The organism is Flammeovirga sp. MY04 (assembly GCF_001682195.2).
Taxonomy (GTDB): domain Bacteria; phylum Bacteroidota; class Bacteroidia; order Cytophagales; family Flammeovirgaceae; genus Flammeovirga; species Flammeovirga yaeyamensis.
In genome coordinates, this window is the sequence record NZ_CP003561.2 from 1,111,649 (window position 1) to 1,130,405 (window position 18,757).

An 18,757-nucleotide genomic window follows, 5' to 3' on the forward strand; every position below is an offset into this window, starting at 1 on the left:
CAAACCATACTGTTGTTGAACTGTACTCTTATATCCCACGATTGAAATCGTGGGTTGGTGATAGTTGATTTTAACCATACTAAAGTAGGATTAAAATTAGGTTGTATGTATTTAACTGTTATATACCAGTTCTTTTTTGTTATCGAGAAGTTCAAGTGTTTCCTCCATATCATCTGGATAATCTTCCATCTTATCGTACCACTTGTATTTTAGCCAAGCCATTGTGCCCAACATCAATAACAAAGATAAAGATACGGCAGAAAAATCTCTGATAATAATGTATACTGGAATCAAATGAAGACTCAATTGCCATATTGCACCTACCGCACAATTGACCATATCTCTCTTGAAATCTTTATTGGCCTGGAAGTTAGGATTTAATGCTTTACATTTCTCTGAAATTGGTTTCCAAAGTCCCCAAGGTCTAACGGTAATGTAAAATCTCATTAACGTTTCATCGTCTTCTGGTTTAGTTAATAATGATCCAATAATTGATGCTGATAACGATATCAAGAAGATTATTGGGAATGCAGCTATACCACTTAACTCCCTAAATAGTAATGGTACCGTAACAGCTGATAATAACCCGAAGATCATACCATAGAAATAACCAAATCCATTGAATCTCCACCAAACCCATTTCAATAAATTGGCAGCCGTATATCCTCCGAAAAGTGCAGCAACAATCCATTTTAGAATACCGTCGATGCTTTGGACGAATAATCCAGCCATCATACCTACTACTACTACAGCAAATGATGCGATATAAGACATTCTTACTAATTGTTTGTCGGTAGCATCGGGCATAAAATATTTCTTTATAATATCATTTACTATATAAGCTGGACCTGCATTTACATTGGCTGCAAAAGTTGACATAAACGCCGAGATTAATCCGGCAAGTAATAATCCTTTTAATCCAACGGGTATGAAATTCTGAATGGCATAAGGTAAGACTAACTCAAAATCAATAGCTCCATTGCTTGAGGCAAATTGAGGTGATAAATACACCAATCCAATCACTGCCAATCCCATGATCATCAAATATCTTGGGATGAATAATGCTAATGAAACTATACCCGACATTTTTGCGGCATCTTTTGGTGTTTCTGTCGCCATAATACGTTGCATATCATAACTTGGTACAGGACCTGCAATGCTGACTAACACACCTTTGAATATCATCATCATCATTAAAGAGCCAAAAAGGCTATACCCATCCGATTCAATTTTGTCGTTTACAGCAGGAATTAAATTCCCCCAATCTAAATTCATTTTCCATTCGAATGCTAACGATGACCATCCATCAGGTACAACAGATGCAATTTGTTCCGCACTCACCATATTCATGGCAATAATTCCAACAACGATACAAGCCACTGTCATTACAATAAACTGTATCAATTCTGTCATTACTACAGAGTACATACCACCTTTCACCACATAAATTGTTGTTAGGGCCATAATCAAGGCAGCATACATTTTTGAAGAAGGAATCTCCAGACCAAATATAGTGGTACTTAAATCCCATGGTAAGAATAGGGTGGCAAACTTTCCAATACCTTCGAATCCATAGGCGATAAAACCAATGACTGCGATGATGGCAAAGATGACTACTACAATATGTGATAATTCAGATCCACGACCTTTTCCAAATCGAGTTTTGAGCCATTCTGCTCCCGTCATCACATTTGATCTTCTGAGCCAAATCGCTAAGAAAACCATTAAAAAAATCTGATTCCAAACGGGCCATAACCATGGAATAAAAACAGATTTCACTCCATAAATGAAGCCCAAAGATACCATCCACATGGTGCCGGTAATATCAAACATTCCGGAAGCATTGGATAAACCTAAAATGTACCATGGAATCGTTTTTCCTCCTAGAAAATAACTATCCAGGTTTTTTGAAGCTTGTTTTGATATAAAATATCCGATCATCACCGTTAGGATTATATACCCGATAATGATACTGATATCGATAATGTGTAAATTCATTTTAGTTTAGTTTTATTTCTTTATGGCTTTTAGCACTCTTTCTAGCCGCGTCTAAGATCTCCACTACAATCATGTTATTCTCTAAAGAGGATAAGTTGTAGGGAGTTACTTTAATTTCTTTATTGATGATAGCAGTAAAGTAGGAAAACGGGTTATTGTATGGGTATGACCTCTCTTTAATATGAAAATCTTCACGATCAAATGTATTGTATCCAGTAGATATTTTGATGTTCACATCTTGATGATTCTCCGCCGTAATCACTCCCTTCTCTCCATACACTTCCATATCTTTTCTACCAATTGGCCAGTTCCAAGAACCTTGTACTACCCCAACTTGATCTTTGTATTTTAAGATGATAATGGATTCATCATCTACATTTGGATTATTTTCTTTCTGAAGTTGTGAGGTAACAGCGGTTACACTTAGGGGTTTTTCACCTTTATTTAACCATGTCATCAGATTAGCACCATAGCAACCGAAATCGACAATAGCACCACCTCCATTTAATTTGGGATCAGTCAACCAGCTTAAAAATTCTTTCTCTACACCAATCTTCTTCGGGCCTTTATGACCGTCATTCACCATCACTTTCTTCACCTCACCAACAGCTCCTTTTTGTACCTCTTCGTATAGTTTTTCATGTGATCCATACCAAGTAGTTTCATAGTTGGTTAATAATTCAATCTTATACTTATCTGCTAACGCTTTCATTTTCTTAGCATGATCCATATTTACAGCTAACGGTTTTTCAACCATCACATGAATACCTCTTGGAGCACACAATTCAACAATTTTTAGATGATCGTAGATATTACCAAAACCAAGAACAGCATCTGGCTTTGTCTTATCTAACATTTCTTCCAAATCCGAATACACAATTGATTGATCAAAACCATACATTTTTTGATAACGATCCACCAATTCAGTATTTGATTCAGCAATTCCAACAATAACAATATCCTTATTGTTTTTATCACCTAACAAACCATGTACGTGACCGTGAGTCATCCCCGCCACCCCAATTTTAATAGGATTTTGAGCAACTAGATTCGTCACCCCAAGTAAAAGAATTAGATAAGTAATTAAAGATCTCATTTAAATTGTTTTTTAGTATTATTTATATCAGTTCATTTATTTCGTCTTCAATTTACAACACATATTTGTTAGAAATTAAAAATGAAAAGTTAAAAATGAAAAACGTAGTTAGTTGTGCTACTTTGGTAAAGTATGAAGTTTTGCGTTTAACAATTTACTTCAATTATCTAGCTAAAGATATTTTAAAATTCATAAGGTTTGGCTGATTATCTTACAACTTTCACTTACAAACCAAAATGAACGTCCCCCCTAACATTTCACGTTTTTCATTTTTCATTTTTAACTTTTCATTTTTCAAAGCTTTTAAGGAAGAAGAAATTCTCCTCCTCCCCTAAACTCTCAAATAACCCACAGTTAGTCCACGTCCCACCAAACACTCACATCGATACCATCGCCTTGACCTTGGTTGTTGTTCGGGTCTAAAGCATTTCTTGCATTAATAGTGATTTCTGATTCCGTGTATGGAAGCTTTTTAATGAACCCGTTGGTTAAATTGATACCAGAATCGTTTTGTTTGATTGGCATTAACTTAGGGAATCCCGTTCTTCTTACTTCTGCCCAAGCCTCACAACCATCAGGGTAGTTGGCAATCCATTTTTGAGTTTGAATGTTTTGCATTTCTGCACCTGTAAATGTTGGAAGACCTTTGATGTACTCTTCGATATCCATTTTCGCAGGGTCAGCTCCTGATAAGAAGTTTTGAGTTTCAGAAAGAGAACTCAAGTACTCCCAAGACGCTCTAATACCTTCTTGGTAAGATGCTTCTGCATTACCTCCCCAACCTAAGTAGGCTGCCTCAGCTTTTAGGAAACATACTTCAGCATAGCTCATGATTTTGTAACGTGAATCGTTGTTAAACATTGGTCCAATATTACAGTTATCACCAGGGTTATTACCTAATGCTGGAATTTCGTTGGCTGGCAAACCATTTTCAACACCTTTGTAGAAGGATACAGTATATAAATTTTCATCATTTCTATTTTGAGCATAGGTGAAATCCGTTAATCTACCTTCATCATTCAATTTGATGTAATTTTGAAGAGTGGCCTCATTTACATCATCATGTGTTACTTTAGTAAAGTATAAATACATTCTCGGGTCAGTGATTGTAGAACTCGTCTCTGTCAGTTGCTTTTGCATCGTTCTACTCATTCTGAATTCATTCCACCAAGCCACTTCAAATAAAGGGTGACCTCTCATGTAACTATGTGGATCTGTCATCACCGACGCATTATCAGAATTAGACGCCATCAAATCTCTTGATAAAGCCAAAGTTCCATACTTTCTTCCCAATTCTGGATCAACTTTACTCACACGAACGGCATAACGCAACATCAATGAGTTAGCTAATTGTTTCCATTTTTGAAGATCTCCACCATAGATCACGTCTTCAGCTCCATAAGTTGCTTGATCAGTAAACTGACCTAACATAGTGTAAGCAGAATCTAATCCATTCAAGACACTATTGTAAATAAATTCTTGAGAATCATATTTAGGATAATCGAACCCACGACCACCTTCAGTGTATGGCATATCACCAATCTGATCGGTCGTTCTTGCTGATGATAACTCGTATTGAATTCTTGCTATCCAATAATGATTATCGTAACCCGGATATTTCTCAGAGTACTTTTTAATATCATCATACATACGAGTTGCTTCCCAATATTGCGTACGGAAGTAACCGTAATCGATCCATCCCAAGTTCATGATGTAACGACCAGACGAGAAGTAATTGGTCGTATTCGCAAAATATTGAGAATATAAACTAGAGTATAATGTGTAAGCTTGTTGGTAACGCGACCATTCTGCAATGTTACCGTTAACTAGCAAGTTACCAATCGCCATGTTCGGTGGAATCTCTGTTGGCTCTACCGGATTGGTGTTCATTTCGTCGAATTTATCTGTACAAGAGAAGGCAATTGCACAAAGAAATAAAGCGATATATTTATTTAAATTTTTGATCATGATTTCTTAAGCTTAGAATACAACATTCACGTTAAAACCAAAGTTTCTTGTCATTGGATATCCACCCATCTCAATACCTCTGTATCCATCTGTTGGACCTGCATAAGATTCTGGTGATGTACCCGGCATGTTCGTTTTGAAGTAGAATAAGTTTCTACCTACTGCCGATACTCTTACTTTTTCTAAGAACATGTTCTGCAACCAAGCAGATGGCAAGCTATAACCTACCGACAACTCTCTAAGTGATACATAACTTGCATCGTAGATAAACTCAGATCCCACTGCATTCGCTCCACCTACATGGTTCCAATATTGCTCAGAAGAAATCTGCACATCGTTAGGTTGACCTGTCTCAGCATTTACGCCTTCAACTACCATTGTTCCATCACGACCTGTCAGTGTTCTTTCTCCAGTACCTTGAAGTGATCCAATTGCGTCTGTGTATGAATAAATCTCTCCACCTTTCTTATAATCGATTTGAGCTCTCAATGACCAGTTTTTATATTGAACTGATGTATTGATTGATCCCATAAAATCAGGCTGTATATTACCAATTACTTCCGGAGTATTTGATGTTAACGGCAGACCATCGTCTCCAATCATTTTGTTTCCATTTTCATCATAAACAAATGATCTTGTTGATCTAATGTTACCGTAATCCTGACCTTCTTGAGCAACGATCGTCACACCATTTACAGATGCCATTTCGTACGTTTCTACTCCATCAGCTAACTGATTTACATAAGTTCTGTTCTTAGAGAAGTTCATCCCGATATCCCACTTGAAATTATCTTTTTCAATAGCAGTCACGTTCATCATGAATTCAAAACCTCTGTTTTCAACATCACCTGCATTAATAATCTTATGAGAATATCCTGAAGATGATGTCATTGGAACTGTTAAGATTTGGTTGAATGTATTCGATTGATACACCGTAAAGTCCATGTACACACGGTTATTAAAGAATCTCATCTCTGCACCCGCTTCTTTTGATACCGTTTCTTCTGGCATCAATCCTTCTAGTGGCATCTGTAAAGGAGCCTCTACCAAAGGACCACCTGCACCTTGTTGTACTCTGTAAGTACCTGCCAACATATATGGATCGGTATCATTACCTACTTTTGCTACCGCTGCTCTAACTTTCAAATACGTCATCCAATCAGGAAGCTTCGTATTCAAATCTTCCAACATGTCGCTTACTACTAATGAACCTGCAATTGATGGATAGAAATACGATCTGTTTTCTGCAGGAAGTGTCGACGACCAATCATTACGTGCTGTCCAGTCTAAGAATACATAGTTTCTAAAGCTAAACTGACCAAAAGCGAAGACCGATTGAATCGATTTATCATAGAATGATTGTCTGTTCACAACGGCCATTGAGTTAGGAATTGACCATAATCCAGGTACAATTTGACCGATACCTTCGTTACCCATTCCAGAACGCTGTTGATACATATTGTTTGCTCCAATACTAGCACTCACACCCCAATCACCAAATTGCTTATTCGCATTTAACATCACGTCCGAGTTCATTTCCATCACATTGTATTGATCAAGAATGTACTTTTTATCTGTCATTGTTGAATTGGAAGGAAGGTCTCTTGTTTCTCTTCTCTCTGCATAGTAATCCAAACCAGATTTAGCAGATAAACTCAACCAATCATTAAATTGATATCCAGCCGATAACATAGTCACGAAACGATCTCTCTCTGCATTGTTTATTGAGGCATTGTAATCTTGCCAGTAAGGGTTAATATATTGAGAAGATAATCCCGACCAGTTCAACTGATGACCGTACACCGGATGTATATAATTGTTCTTAATATCATTTGTCTGAATACTTCTTGGCATTTGAACAAACTGATTTACCGTACCATTATAACCTTGTGCAGGAGAACCTTCTTCTCTATGACTGATGTAGTTAAACTTACCATTCAAAGTGAACTTATCTGTTTTTAAACCACCTTGAAAATCAATCGAGTTTTTATTTAGCGACTGAGATGGGAAAATACCATTTGTTCTTTGATCCATGAACGATACTCTGAAAGTTGCTAGATCATTACCACCAGACACCGCCACGTTATTCGCTACAGAAGAACCTGTTTGGAAATAATCTTCCCATTGGTTATTCACAGAGTAAGGTGTTTGTAATGAAGGATCTACCCAACTTTGAACCATTTGTCCGTCCATTGGTGCACCCCAGCTACCCATAGCATTCGTATCTACTTGTCCATTGGTACCTTGACCGTAAGTATCTTGCATATTGTAGAAAGATTGTACTTGCTCGAACATGACGTTAGCATTGTACTCTACCTTCACTCCTTTTTGTGCTTTACCTTTTTTAGTAGTAATGATAATCGCACCGTTTTGAGCACGAGAACCGTATAAGGCAGCAGCGTTTGGTCCTTTTAGCACTGAAATACTTTCAATATCTTCAGGGTTGATATCAGATACACCACCATCAGCAATAGATCCACCCCATTCTGGTCCGTCGTCTGGGTTAGAAATCTGATTCATACTCTGACTATTGATCGGTACACCATCCACTACCCAAAGCGGTTCGTTATTACCAGAAATTGAACTTGACCCACGAACACGAACGGATACTGATCCACCCAAACCTCCAGAAGGGTTTACTTGTACACCAGCAATCTTACCTGAAAGGTTCGCGCCAAGGTTAGTCGTTCTTGTATCAGTTAATTCATCTTGTTTAACTTCCTGAACTGAATAACCAATTGATTTCTTCTCTTTCTCAATACCAAATGCAGTAACCACCACTTCTTCAAGCTCGTCCACTTGTGGTTGCAATTTGATATTAATTACAGACTGTGTTCCAACTTTTACTTCTTGATCGATGTAACCAACGAAGCTAAATACTAGCACATCTTCATCAGAAACATTTAAATTGAACTTACCTTCTAAATCAGTAATTGCTCCTTTATCTGTTCCTTTTATCACCACGTTTACACCTGGCAATGGAAAATCTGTTTCATCTGTAATTGTACCTGATACTTGACGTTTCTCTTGATCTAAAGTTGTTATTGATACTTCATTTTCAGCTACTGCTTTAAAAACCAGTACCTGATCACCGATGATTTTAAATGACAGTCCCGTATCTCTTAAAACTGAGGTCATGATCTCCTCTATCGATGCCTCTTGATAATCAAAATCTGTCGTGAGTGCTACATTTACATCACTGGAATTGTAAAAAATCTTATAGCCCGTTTTTTCTCTTACTTCTTTAAAAGCAGATTTTAACGTCTGACCTTGCTCAAGGACTGTATCAAAGTCGTTGGCTAAAGTCGTTAGTGGGGCTCCCCCTAAAAGTGATGCTACTAATACCGAGGTAATAGCTTTCCTAGTACCAATTCGACAATTAGATTGGAATTGGCTCAAATTGTTAAAGTTCCATTTCATAACTATTCTTTTCTGATTAGCTGAAGTGTTGAATAATCAGAGCGATTAGGTTAAATAAGTAATAATTTAATCTTGCTCGTTAAGTTTAACAGGGGTTTCAATCGTTAGATATCAGTTAGTTTGAAACCGAAAGTGATGGCGGAACTACCTCCGCCAAGTGTAGTTTAGTAAATATTTACGATGTTATTCTTAATAGAATAATTGATGTTATTGGAGGATTTTAATAATGACATTACACTTTCGATATCATCATTTTTATCAAATTCTCCGCTAAATCTTTGTTGCTGCAACGTTTTGTTGTTATTGGTGATAACGACACCATACCATCTCTCTAACTTCTTTTCAAGATCTGGGAAAGAAATATCATCAAAGAGTAAACTTCCTCTTGTCCATGCTACATAAGCCGAGGTATCCACTTCTTTTAATGTCCATTCTTTTCCTATTAAAGTAAACTGATCGGAAGGTGACAATTCTGCTGTCTTTTTCCCTTGCATTTCGATGTTTACCTTACCACTCACCAAAGTCGTCTGATCAATGTTATCGGATGTGTTATCTACATTGAATTTAGTTCCTAATACGACAATATCTGTCGATGTACTCTTTACTCTAAAAGGTTGTTGCTCATTTCTGCTGACATCAAAAAATGCCTCACCATTTACTTCCACTACTCTTTCTCTCTGACCTTTGAAAGAGGTTGGGAATTTGAATTTTGTTTCAGCAGAAAGCCAAACTTTACTACCATCTTCGAGTAATAATTTCACTCTTTTCCCTTTAGGAACAATCACTTCTGTATCTTCCAGTTTTTGATTATTGTAATCTAAAACGTTTATCGTAACTTCCTCATTTTTAATTGATGAAGATGCATCTGCGATTTGTTCCAAAGGAATAATATCTCCATTGTCTGTTGTCCAAACAACCTCTTGATGTCTTTCGATAGGTGAAGTGAAATTATGATTGGCATACATAAGAATACCCAATGTAATACAGGCTGCCACCGATGCTACTTTAAGCCATACGTTCCAAATAGCTTTAGGTGTTTTCTGAGGCTTTTTCTCTAAGAATGATTCCCAACCTTTGTGGGCATCAAACTCGGGAACATAATCGTCTAAATCAATCCAAGTAGAATTCAAGTCTTGGTACCAAGCTTCGTTTTCTGGAGCAGCTGTTCTCCATTCTGTCAAAGCTTTTTCTTCCGAAGAGTTTGCCCTGCCCTGAATTCCTTTAAGGATAAGTTGTTCGATATGTTCTGTATTATTTGTCATTTTCACATTTAAATCGGTTCAGCTTTTCAATTCCCTCACTTGAAAATCATATTTAACATTATTTTAGTTTTTAAATTACCTCACAGCTAAGGTCTTTAAGGCATTTTTTTAGTTGAACTAAACCTCTATATATCGCATTCTCAATCTGTTTAGGAGTTTTATCGAGTACCTCAGCGATTTCTCGATTTTTTTTCGATAAAAATTTAGACATGTATAAAGGTTCACTGTATTGATCGGGCATAGCATCAAAACATTGATCGATTTGTGCATTTAATTCTTTCATTTCTAAAGTAGAATCGTTGTATTCTTTACTACCATAATAAGTGGATTCAATCTTATTCGCTTTTTCATGAACCAACTGATGATGTCTTACAACATCCAAACATTTAAATTTTACTGCTCGAAAAATATATTGATCAGGATGAGCAATATCAGTCAATGTCTCATGCTTCTCATACAATTGTACAAAAACTTCTTGTACTACGTCTTCGCTCAAATCTTTTGATTTCAGAAATTGGAAGGCATATGCACATAAGTGGGAATAATGCTTCAGGTAGAAATTCTTAAAGTTGGTTAGTTCGTTCATTGTAAACGTTAGTAATTCTATTGGCAGTAAATTATATATTATTTAAGTGATGAGTCATTTCTAGAGCAAAATTAAAACTATTTTGATAAGTGTATTCACTACACACGTTAAAATTGTTTGAGTTTAAATTTATTAAGAGATCTTGATCTTTTAATCAAGAAATAGTTGTTCAAAGAAATTGAGTTAGACAAAAAATATTTTCTGATATCAATAGAATCATTAATTTTAGTAAGAATTAATTCACCTAAATATGAATTGGATACTATTAATTATAGCAGGATTTTTCGAAACAGCCTTTGCCGCTTGTTTGGGTAAAGCCAAAGAAACCACTGGAACTGAAATGATCTATTGGTATATTGGTTTTGGAATTTGCCTTAGCATCAGCATGTTACTATTAGTAAAAGTGACCCAAGTATTACCCATTGGTACAGCTTATGGTGTATGGACGGGTATTGGTGCTGTGGGAACCGTAATAGTTGGTATTTTAGTTTTTAACGAACCTGCTACTTTTTGGAGGATATTCTTTATTTCTACTTTAATCGCTTCTATTGTCGGGCTCAAAGTTATATCGAATTGAATCAGATTATTTACTAACTTTACATCAACTAAACTAATTATTTAAAATCTATCGTCTTATCAATCAAAAAATAAGATGGATTACGCTAAACAAACCAAAATCATGAAGAAAATGAGGCCGTATATATTGGCAGAAACTAACTGGAAAACCCTTCAAAATGCATCATTCGATTTGGCTATTCTACCTTGGGGAGCAACAGAAGCTCATAATTATCACTTACCCTATGGTACTGATAATTTCCAAGTGGATGCAATTGCTGCAGAATCTGCCAAACAAGCTTGGGAGAAAGGCGCTAAAGTAATTGTTTTACCTACCATCCCATTTGGTGTAAACACTGGTCAAACTGATATTTATTTAGATTTGAATATCTACCCTAGCACTCAATATGCCATTCTTAATGATACAATAGAAGTGCTCAATAGACATGGGATTAAAAAATTATTGATTTTAAACGGCCATGGAGGTAATGATTTTAAATCGATGGTTAGAGAATTAGGGGTTAAATACCCCGATGTCTTCATTTGTGTATCTAGTTGGTTTCACACACTCGATCGTGATAAAATTTTTGATCAACCCGGTGACCATGCAGATGAAGTTGAAACTAGTCTCGTTCTTCACCTTACTCCTGAATTGGTCCTTCCAAAAGAAGATTGGGGTAATGGTAAAGAAAAGAAAAACAAAATCTCTGCTTTTAATAAGGGTTGGGTTTGGGCCGAACGTAAATGGTCTGAAATTAGTGAAGACACGGGTACGGGAAATCCAAAACTAGCTACTAAAGAAAAAGGAGAAAAATGTTTTAAAGATGTCACAGCTAAAATTGGTGAGATGCTTTATGATTTAAGCAAAGTGGATCGAAGTGATCTTTATATATAATTGAAACAACAAAAATCAATTTTTTAAACTAATAACTAAACGTAATGAATCTAGTAGAAACAATACCCAAGATTAATAAAATAGGAATCATACTGATAATATCTTTTGGAATCAATATTTTATTGGGACCTTTTCTTACTCCTATCTATACTTCAATCTTTACTCCTGACGAGTATGGCTTAATTAAGATAAGTGTATTATCTGCTACATCAATAGAATATACATTAAGTTTTATTGTCCGTATTATATTATCAGTATGGATTTATAAAGAGTCAAAGAGACAAAAAGAATCTTCTATTATTTGGATACTAATGACGTTAACCTTTGGTTTGACAGCCGTAATCTTATTCTATCTATTTTTATTGATAAAAGAGATGAAAATCCTTAATGCAAAGATTGATGAGAAAAAAAGTGATAACTTAGAGTTGTAATTATTATTAGTACCAAGAATCTTTGGTAAACAAAATGAAACAACTCAAAACATCGCTATCTCATCTCATCCAACTGTCAGATTCCGAATTAGAATTTCTTGAAAGTAAATTAGTAAGACACGAATATAAAGCGAAGTCAATCATTATCAACCAAGAGAAAATTGTCGATAGCATTTTCTTTATTGATAAAGGTTTACTTCGCACCTATTACCTTCAAGACAGTAAGGAAATCAATACATATTTTGCTTGCGAAGGTCAGTTTATTACAGTCTATTCAAGTTTTATTACTCAATCACCAAGTATTGAATTTTTAGAAGCCATTAACGATTGTGTGCTCTACTCCATCTCATTTGATACCATGAAAGCACTTTATGCATACGATTCTAAATTTGAAAAATTAGGTAGAATTATCGCAGAGAAAAATTATTTATGCATTATCGATAGAACAAGAAAAATGCAAAGCTTAACTGCTAAAGAAAAGTATCTTGATTTTATCGATAGTCATGATAAAAAGATTGTTACAGGAGTACCTCAACATCAAATTGCTACTTATTTAGGTATTGCACCAGAATCGTTGAGTAGAGTGAGAAAGCAAATCGTCACTTCTTAACAAAAGTCAATGCAGAACAATTTTCATCACCCTTAATTTGTGTATCATTCAACGTAAAAGATGACAAATTATGATGACTAAAAAAGTAACTTTCTCTTTCCTTATTGCTGTTTTATTATTTATCGGGAACTTCGTTTTCCAAGCATGTTCAATTCAACCTTTGGCTTGGACGCCACCTCAAAAACCAGAACTCAAAGGAAGTTTAAAAGAAAACGATTTGTTGGCTTCAACAGAATGGATTGATTTAAACGGTTGGTATGGACCCGAAGATATTGCTGTAGATCAAGATGGAAATCTATATTGTGGTGCTCATGTTTCTGCAACTGATTTTACAGATGGAAGGATTCTAAAAATTGATACATTGGGTGAAGTATCAGAATTCTGTAATCCTCACAATTGGGTGACCGGTTTGGACTTTGATGCTAATGGAAATCTTATTGCTTGTATTCCAAATATTGGATTAGGTAGTATTGATAAAAACGGGAAATTGACTGTCCTGACCGAAAAGGATGAAAATGATAATCCATTTCTAATGCTAAATGATGTTGATATCGCTCAAGATGGTAATATCTACTTTTCAAATACTTCGTCTAAGGTAAAATTCAGTAGAAAACATGCTCGAAAAATCATTTTTGAGGTAAAGCCCGATGGTGGACTTTATCGATATAACCCCACTACAAAAGTAACACAAACACTCATCGATGGTGCTTATTTTGCAAATGGTGTGGCCGTATCTCAAAATGATGATTTCGTTTTACTGGTCGAATTAACTAAATACAGAATCATCAGGTATTGGCTAAAAGGAGATAAAAAGGGAATTACCGATATTTTTATAGATAATTTACCAGGTCTCCCAAATGGAATTGCAAAACGATCTGATGGTAGTTTTTGGGTGGGTTTTACAACGAGAAGAGACGATACATTAGATAAGTTTCAACCTAAACCCTTCATGAAAAAAATTATTTATGCTACTCCATTATGGTTACAACCGAAACAAGAATCTTTTGGTATGATCATGCATTTAAGTGAAGAGGGTAAAGTCATCAAAACATATTATGAACCGACAGGTGAAATTGTTTCAGAAGCAAGTTCTGTAGAGGAACACAATGGATATTTATATTTAGGAGGTGATTTAACTGATCATATTGGACGATATAAATTGGTTGAATAAAAACTATTGTTCCATTATTAATAGAATATTTAAAATCATATGGTAAATTGATTTATCAACCATATGATTTTAAATTTTTATTCCCATGCAAGACAATTTCAGAGTCGTTTTTCTAGGTGCTACAGGAGCTGTAGGTTCTCAAGCTTTAAAACAATTACTAAGCTTTAATAATGTATCGAGAATTTTATCTTTAGGAAGAAGACCTGTAGAGATTGATACTATTCCGTCGTATTTAGAACAAGTTAAAATCGATATTCATCAACCTTCTTCTTATGCAGATCAGGTACACGATTGTGATATTGCCATTTGTACTTTGGGAGTTGGAGAATCCACTAAAGTCTCTAAAGAGGAATTTATAGCCATTGATAAAACAGCAGTAATCAACTTTGCAAAAATTTGTAAGGACAATGGAGTTAAGCATTTTCATTTGTTGGCCTCTGTGGGAACTAATAGTAAATCGATGAATTACTATATGCGTACCAAAGGAGAACTTATTGATGAATTAACGGCACTCAATTTCGATAGTTTAAGTATCTACCAACCTTCCATGATTTTAACTCCAACCAACAGGTATGGTATAGTTCAAGGTATCTTTTTAGTAGTTTGGCCAAAATTGGATTTTATCTTCCAAGGAAGTGTAAGAAAATATAGAGGAATAAAAGTAGATCTATTAGGAAAGTCGATGGCCAATAATATATCAAATACTCGAAGAGGAGTTGAATTCTTAACTTATGATGACTTTATACGACTTCAGAAATAAGACCATTTGATGCTCTTGAATAACTTTATTCTTCAATTAAACTATGAAACTCAAACAATTCTTAGGTATTTTAATCGGAGCCTTGTATGGAAATGAACATTTATGCTAACTTTTGGGCAGAACAAATCATTCGTGATTTTGAAGAAAGGTTATTATCCTCTCTAAATATAAGCTTGAGGATTAAGTTGAAAGTATGTTAACCTTAGTGTTTATTTATGCGACGGTATTGCACTTGTGTTATTATAGGTCTACATTTATTCTCCAGATACATTTCTTATACTATTAAAACCTAAATGGAGGAGCTGAAAACAACTAAGAATAAAGGTAGAATTACATCTATAGATGTGCTAAGAGGGTTGGTCATTGTAATCATGTTATTAGATCATGTTAGAGAACGATTCTTTTATAATTATCCCGTCTCAGACCCAATTGATATCAATGAAACAAGCCCTGGATTATACTTCTCAAGAATATTAACTCACCTTGCTGCTCCCATATTTGTATTTCTAACTGGCTTATCTGCTTGGCTATATGCAAATCCTAGAAGAAAGGATCCAAGATCGGCTAGTAGCTTCTTATTTAAAAGAGGCTTGTTCCTTATTTTCATAGAAATAGCCTTCATTAATTTCTCTTGGTTTGGTGAATATCATACCTTATACCTTCAAGTAATTTGGGCAATTGGTGTAAGTATGATAACACTTGCTGCATTATCACACCTCCCTTATAAAGTAATTGGTATTTTGGGTTTCCTAATAGTATTTGGACATAATGCACTTACGCCTATTCATTTTTATCCTGATGAATTTGGATATACTTTATGGGCTATCTTACACGATAGAGGTTTTATTTTTTCTAATGAACTATTGAAAATCAAAGCCTCCTACCCTGTTTTACCTTGGATTGGTGTTATATTGTTAGGGTATTTTGCTGGGCCAATTTTTGGAGAAAAATACTCACCAAAAGAGCGAATTAAAACACTTCAACTCATTGGTGGTGGTAGTTTAGGACTACTATTAATTCTTCGTGGATTTAATCTTTATGGAGAAACACTACATTGGGAAACTCAAGATACAATTTTAAAAACAGTCATGGACTTTGTCAATTTCACAAAATACCCTCCTTCTCTAGATTTTCTATTGTGGGGAATTGGTTTTGGATTATTGATATTATCATTCCTTGAAAACAAACAAAATAAAGTAACGGATGCTTTAAAGACTTTTGGTTCTGCGCCTATGTTTTTTTACATCCTACATCTTTACGTTCTTTTGATATTGTATAAAATTGCTGTAGCTATCTTTGGTATCTCTGAAGGAAAATATCTAAGTTTTAATCACCTTGGCTATGTTTGGATTTCTACTGTGGTATTAGCCACATTACTATATTTCCCAACAAAGAAATTTGGTGATTATAAAAGAAAAAGTAATTCAAAGTGGTTGAAGTATTTTTAGGAATACTTCAACTTTTAATCTATTCTAAATGACTCAATACAAAACTGACATTCTAAACAATATCTGTTATACTGATTTGGTTTATGGTAGAATCAATAAGAAACTAAGTATAAATTTATCCAATGATGAGGTGGAAAAATTTGTCCTCATGATCATCAAAGAATCTGATGAAAAGGACTTTATAAAAAAAGGAAAGAACATCTATGTTCATCATTATCAGAAAAAAGTAAGGCTCACTATAAATTCTTATAATTTCAGAATTATAACTGCAGATATTCTAAATTCATAATATGATTTAATCTTAAATAAACAACCCAGGAATGAATTCCTGGGCTGGTGATAAAGAGAAAAAAGATAACTATTATTTCAGCTTCTTTTTACCCGTTTTAAAATCTTTTGAAATAACCATTCTATCATATTCATCACCCAAAACAGTATAAGCTACATACGTCAATTCATTTTCTTCGATGGTAATGACTTGATAAAATTGAGTCTGTTCACCAGATTTATCCAATTCATAACCATCCTTTTTATACGTTTTCATTTGTTCTGTATCCAATTCATACTGTTTTGGACCACTTACCGATGTAACATATACTGTTTGAAGATCTGTCGATTTTTTTGTGGTACGTACCGGTACATGTCCTCTAGCATAGGTATGATCATGACCATTCAAAACAAGGTCGACATTATATTTATCCAAAAGAGGTTTCCAATAATCTCTTGCATATTGGAAATTACGGCCTTTTGCAGGTGCAAATACAGAATGATGACAAGTGATGATTTTCCATTTTGCCGTACAATCTTTTAATTGATTTTCTATATACTTTGTTTGTTCCTCCAATTTGTCATTAGAGTTTAACACAATAATTCTCACATCTTGATAATCAATGGCATATACAGTTTCATGCAGATCTTTTGACAAACTTTCCTCAACTGGTAACGTAAATTGAGGTCGCCATTGGATAGAAAGTTGCTTTGGTTCGTTTTTAGCTAATGATCTAAATTCGTGATTTCCAACTACAGGAATTGCTGTCCATTGACTGTGGATAAAACCACCTGCTTTATACCACTCGGCCCACTCTTGATCTTGATGCGCTTTATTTATCAAATCTCCTGCATGAACCACAAAAGAAGCATTCGGAGCAGTTTGATATGCCTGTCGAATTACTCTAGACCAATGTTCTAAAACATCATTTTGTGCATCTCCAAAATAGACAAACTGTGTGGGTGCATATTCATTTTTTGCCGTTCTAAATTGAATCCATTCCGACCAATGTTCTTTGCCATCACCCACTCTATAAACATATAAAGTATTTGGTTTCAGTTGATCAAATACTACACTATGATAATGTACAATTAAAGATTTATTTCCCTTATACTGTCCTAAGTCAAACTCTTCTGTTTTGGCAGTTAGCCTTTCAGCATCATCAACGAATTTAGAATTTACAGTGGCTTCGGCTATTTGTGCCACAGCATTTTTGATCGTATTATCCGTTCTCCAAGTTACTGCTCTACTAGTTGCAGGGTTACCATTAAACGTAAGGATAATTCTATCCGGATCTTTACTTGGTTTTTCCCAATGATGTAAACCATCGTGATCATGATCATGTGGTGGATGCCCTAATATATTTAATGCAAAAAAGATGGATAAAATTACTGTAAAAAGAGTTTTTAGTTTCATGAATAGGTATTTTATAATTAAATCATACAAATTTATTATATCGTATTAATATATAATTAACGCATAGTTTAAGGTTATATTAAGTTTCTAATTCATGGGGTATACTTTTTGATATTCGTTCATGATATTTATCTATCATTTGATTTTTCATGTATATGCATTCTATCAACAAAAAACTTCTATTTTTTCTGTTAAGTTTTGTAATCACAATTCAAAGTTACTCTCAAGATTACAAAGCCATACAAATTGATTTAGAAAAAATCGCTCAAGAAAATATAGAAATCAGAAATCAAGTGGTACCCACGATGAGAAAATATGGCTATGCTTCTCTTAAGATGGACTCTCTAAATAGGGAAATCCAAAAGTTTGATTCCATGGCTTTATCAAAAGCAACTTTTATCATTGATACTTACGGATGGTTAGGAAAAGACAAAATCGGTGATACAGCAAATCAAGCTTTATTTACCATCATCCAACACGCACAAGATAAAAAAATTAGGATGAAGTACTTTCCACTATTAGAATCATCTGCCTTAAAAGGTGAATCCGAATTATGGGAAATGGCCAGTATGAAAGATAGAATGTTAGTGGAAAATGGAGAAAAACAATTGTATGGTACTCAATCAAAATTGGTGGATGGAAAAGTAGAATTATATCCTGTTGAGGATCCTGAAAATTTAAATAAACGACGTAGAAAGGTGGGAATAAAGAAGATAAAGTCTAGTGAGATGAAAGAAATTCTATTGAATAATTAGTTGATTATAAATAATTTACCCCTTAAATCTCTTCATAAATTAAGATCTAAGGGGGATTTTTTGATAGGTTTCAACCTATCAAAATAAACTATATCACCAACCCATGACTTCAGTCATG

At 34.7% G+C, this 18,757-nt stretch carries 16 protein-coding genes; 9 read left to right on the forward strand and 7 right to left on the reverse strand.

The features are described 5' to 3' along the window. Positions 1 to 111: 111 nt before the first annotated feature. The 6 genes from MY04_RS24380 to MY04_RS24405 all read right to left on the reverse strand — a co-directional run bounded on the left by MY04_RS24380 (position 112) and on the right by MY04_RS24405 (position 10,330). Positions 112 to 1,998 (reverse strand): sodium:solute symporter family protein, encoded by a 1,887-nt coding sequence (locus tag MY04_RS24380; RefSeq protein WP_066215188.1) that lies wholly within the window; start codon positions 1,996 to 1,998, stop codon positions 112 to 114. A 1-nt stretch (position 1,999) separates the two neighbouring features. After that, positions 2,000 to 3,094: a Gfo/Idh/MocA family protein gene (locus MY04_RS24385; protein ID WP_066215190.1), complete on the reverse strand. Its 1,095-nt coding sequence runs from the start codon at positions 3,092 to 3,094 to the stop codon at positions 2,000 to 2,002. 354 nt (positions 3,095 to 3,448) lie between these two features. After that, complete coding sequence (locus MY04_RS24390; RefSeq protein WP_066215192.1) at positions 3,449 to 5,062, reverse strand: SusD/RagB family nutrient-binding outer membrane lipoprotein; 1,614 nt, start codon at positions 5,060 to 5,062, stop codon at positions 3,449 to 3,451. A 12-nt stretch (positions 5,063 to 5,074) separates the two neighbouring features. Next, a complete protein-coding gene (locus tag MY04_RS24395) occupies positions 5,075 to 8,482 on the reverse strand; it encodes a SusC/RagA family TonB-linked outer membrane protein (RefSeq protein WP_084006114.1) in 3,408 nt (1,135 codons plus the stop codon). Between the two features lie 164 nt (positions 8,483 to 8,646). Further along, positions 8,647 to 9,744 (reverse strand): FecR family protein, encoded by a 1,098-nt coding sequence (locus tag MY04_RS24400; protein ID WP_066215194.1) that lies wholly within the window; start codon positions 9,742 to 9,744, stop codon positions 8,647 to 8,649. 70 nt (positions 9,745 to 9,814) lie between these two features. Next, the gene (locus MY04_RS24405) at positions 9,815 to 10,330 is read right to left on the reverse strand and encodes an RNA polymerase sigma factor (protein ID WP_066215195.1); all 516 of its coding nucleotides are present in this window, start codon (positions 10,328 to 10,330) and stop codon (positions 9,815 to 9,817) included. A 250-nt stretch (positions 10,331 to 10,580) separates the two neighbouring features. Here MY04_RS24405 and MY04_RS24410 point away from each other — a divergent pair, with 250 nt between their 5' ends. The 8 genes from MY04_RS24410 to MY04_RS24445 all read left to right on the forward strand — a co-directional run bounded on the left by MY04_RS24410 (position 10,581) and on the right by MY04_RS24445 (position 16,489). Continuing rightward, positions 10,581 to 10,907 (forward strand): DMT family transporter, encoded by a 327-nt coding sequence (locus MY04_RS24410; RefSeq protein ID WP_066215197.1) that lies wholly within the window; start codon positions 10,581 to 10,583, stop codon positions 10,905 to 10,907. Between the two features lie 111 nt (positions 10,908 to 11,018). Continuing rightward, positions 11,019 to 11,780 carry a creatininase family protein gene (locus tag MY04_RS24415; protein ID WP_066216782.1) on the forward strand — a complete coding sequence of 254 codons (762 nt, stop codon included), beginning with the start codon at positions 11,019 to 11,021 and terminating at the stop codon, positions 11,778 to 11,780. A 44-nt stretch (positions 11,781 to 11,824) separates the two neighbouring features. Beyond that, a complete protein-coding gene (locus MY04_RS24420) occupies positions 11,825 to 12,211 on the forward strand; it encodes a hypothetical protein (protein ID WP_066215199.1) in 387 nt (128 codons plus the stop codon). 34 nt (positions 12,212 to 12,245) lie between these two features. Continuing rightward, on the forward strand, positions 12,246 to 12,821 hold the full coding sequence (locus MY04_RS24425) for a Crp/Fnr family transcriptional regulator (RefSeq protein WP_066215201.1): 576 nt from the start codon (positions 12,246 to 12,248) through the stop codon (positions 12,819 to 12,821). A gap of 70 nt (positions 12,822 to 12,891) precedes the next feature. Next, positions 12,892 to 13,992, forward strand: a complete 1,101-nt coding sequence (locus MY04_RS24430; protein ID WP_084006115.1) for an SMP-30/gluconolactonase/LRE family protein — start codon at positions 12,892 to 12,894, stop codon at positions 13,990 to 13,992. 85 nt (positions 13,993 to 14,077) lie between these two features. Beyond that, the gene (locus MY04_RS24435) at positions 14,078 to 14,752 is read left to right on the forward strand and encodes an NAD(P)H-binding protein (RefSeq protein WP_066215203.1); all 675 of its coding nucleotides are present in this window, start codon (positions 14,078 to 14,080) and stop codon (positions 14,750 to 14,752) included. A 293-nt stretch (positions 14,753 to 15,045) separates the two neighbouring features. Then, on the forward strand, positions 15,046 to 16,200 hold the full coding sequence (locus tag MY04_RS24440; RefSeq protein WP_066215204.1) for a DUF1624 domain-containing protein: 1,155 nt from the start codon (positions 15,046 to 15,048) through the stop codon (positions 16,198 to 16,200). 28 nt (positions 16,201 to 16,228) lie between these two features. Beyond that, positions 16,229 to 16,489, forward strand: a complete 261-nt coding sequence (locus MY04_RS24445) for a DUF3781 domain-containing protein (protein WP_066215206.1) — start codon at positions 16,229 to 16,231, stop codon at positions 16,487 to 16,489. A gap of 72 nt (positions 16,490 to 16,561) precedes the next feature. Here the strand turns inward: MY04_RS24445 and MY04_RS24450 are convergent, their stop codons facing one another. Beyond that, a complete protein-coding gene (locus tag MY04_RS24450; protein ID WP_066215208.1) occupies positions 16,562 to 17,884 on the reverse strand; it encodes a fibronectin type III domain-containing protein in 1,323 nt (440 codons plus the stop codon). Between the two features lie 155 nt (positions 17,885 to 18,039). On the opposite strand from MY04_RS24450, the gene MY04_RS24455 reads away from it, so the two are divergent. Further along, positions 18,040 to 18,639, forward strand: a complete 600-nt coding sequence (locus MY04_RS24455) for a DUF6624 domain-containing protein (protein WP_158297896.1) — start codon at positions 18,040 to 18,042, stop codon at positions 18,637 to 18,639. The last annotated feature ends 118 nt before the right edge of the window (positions 18,640 to 18,757 follow it).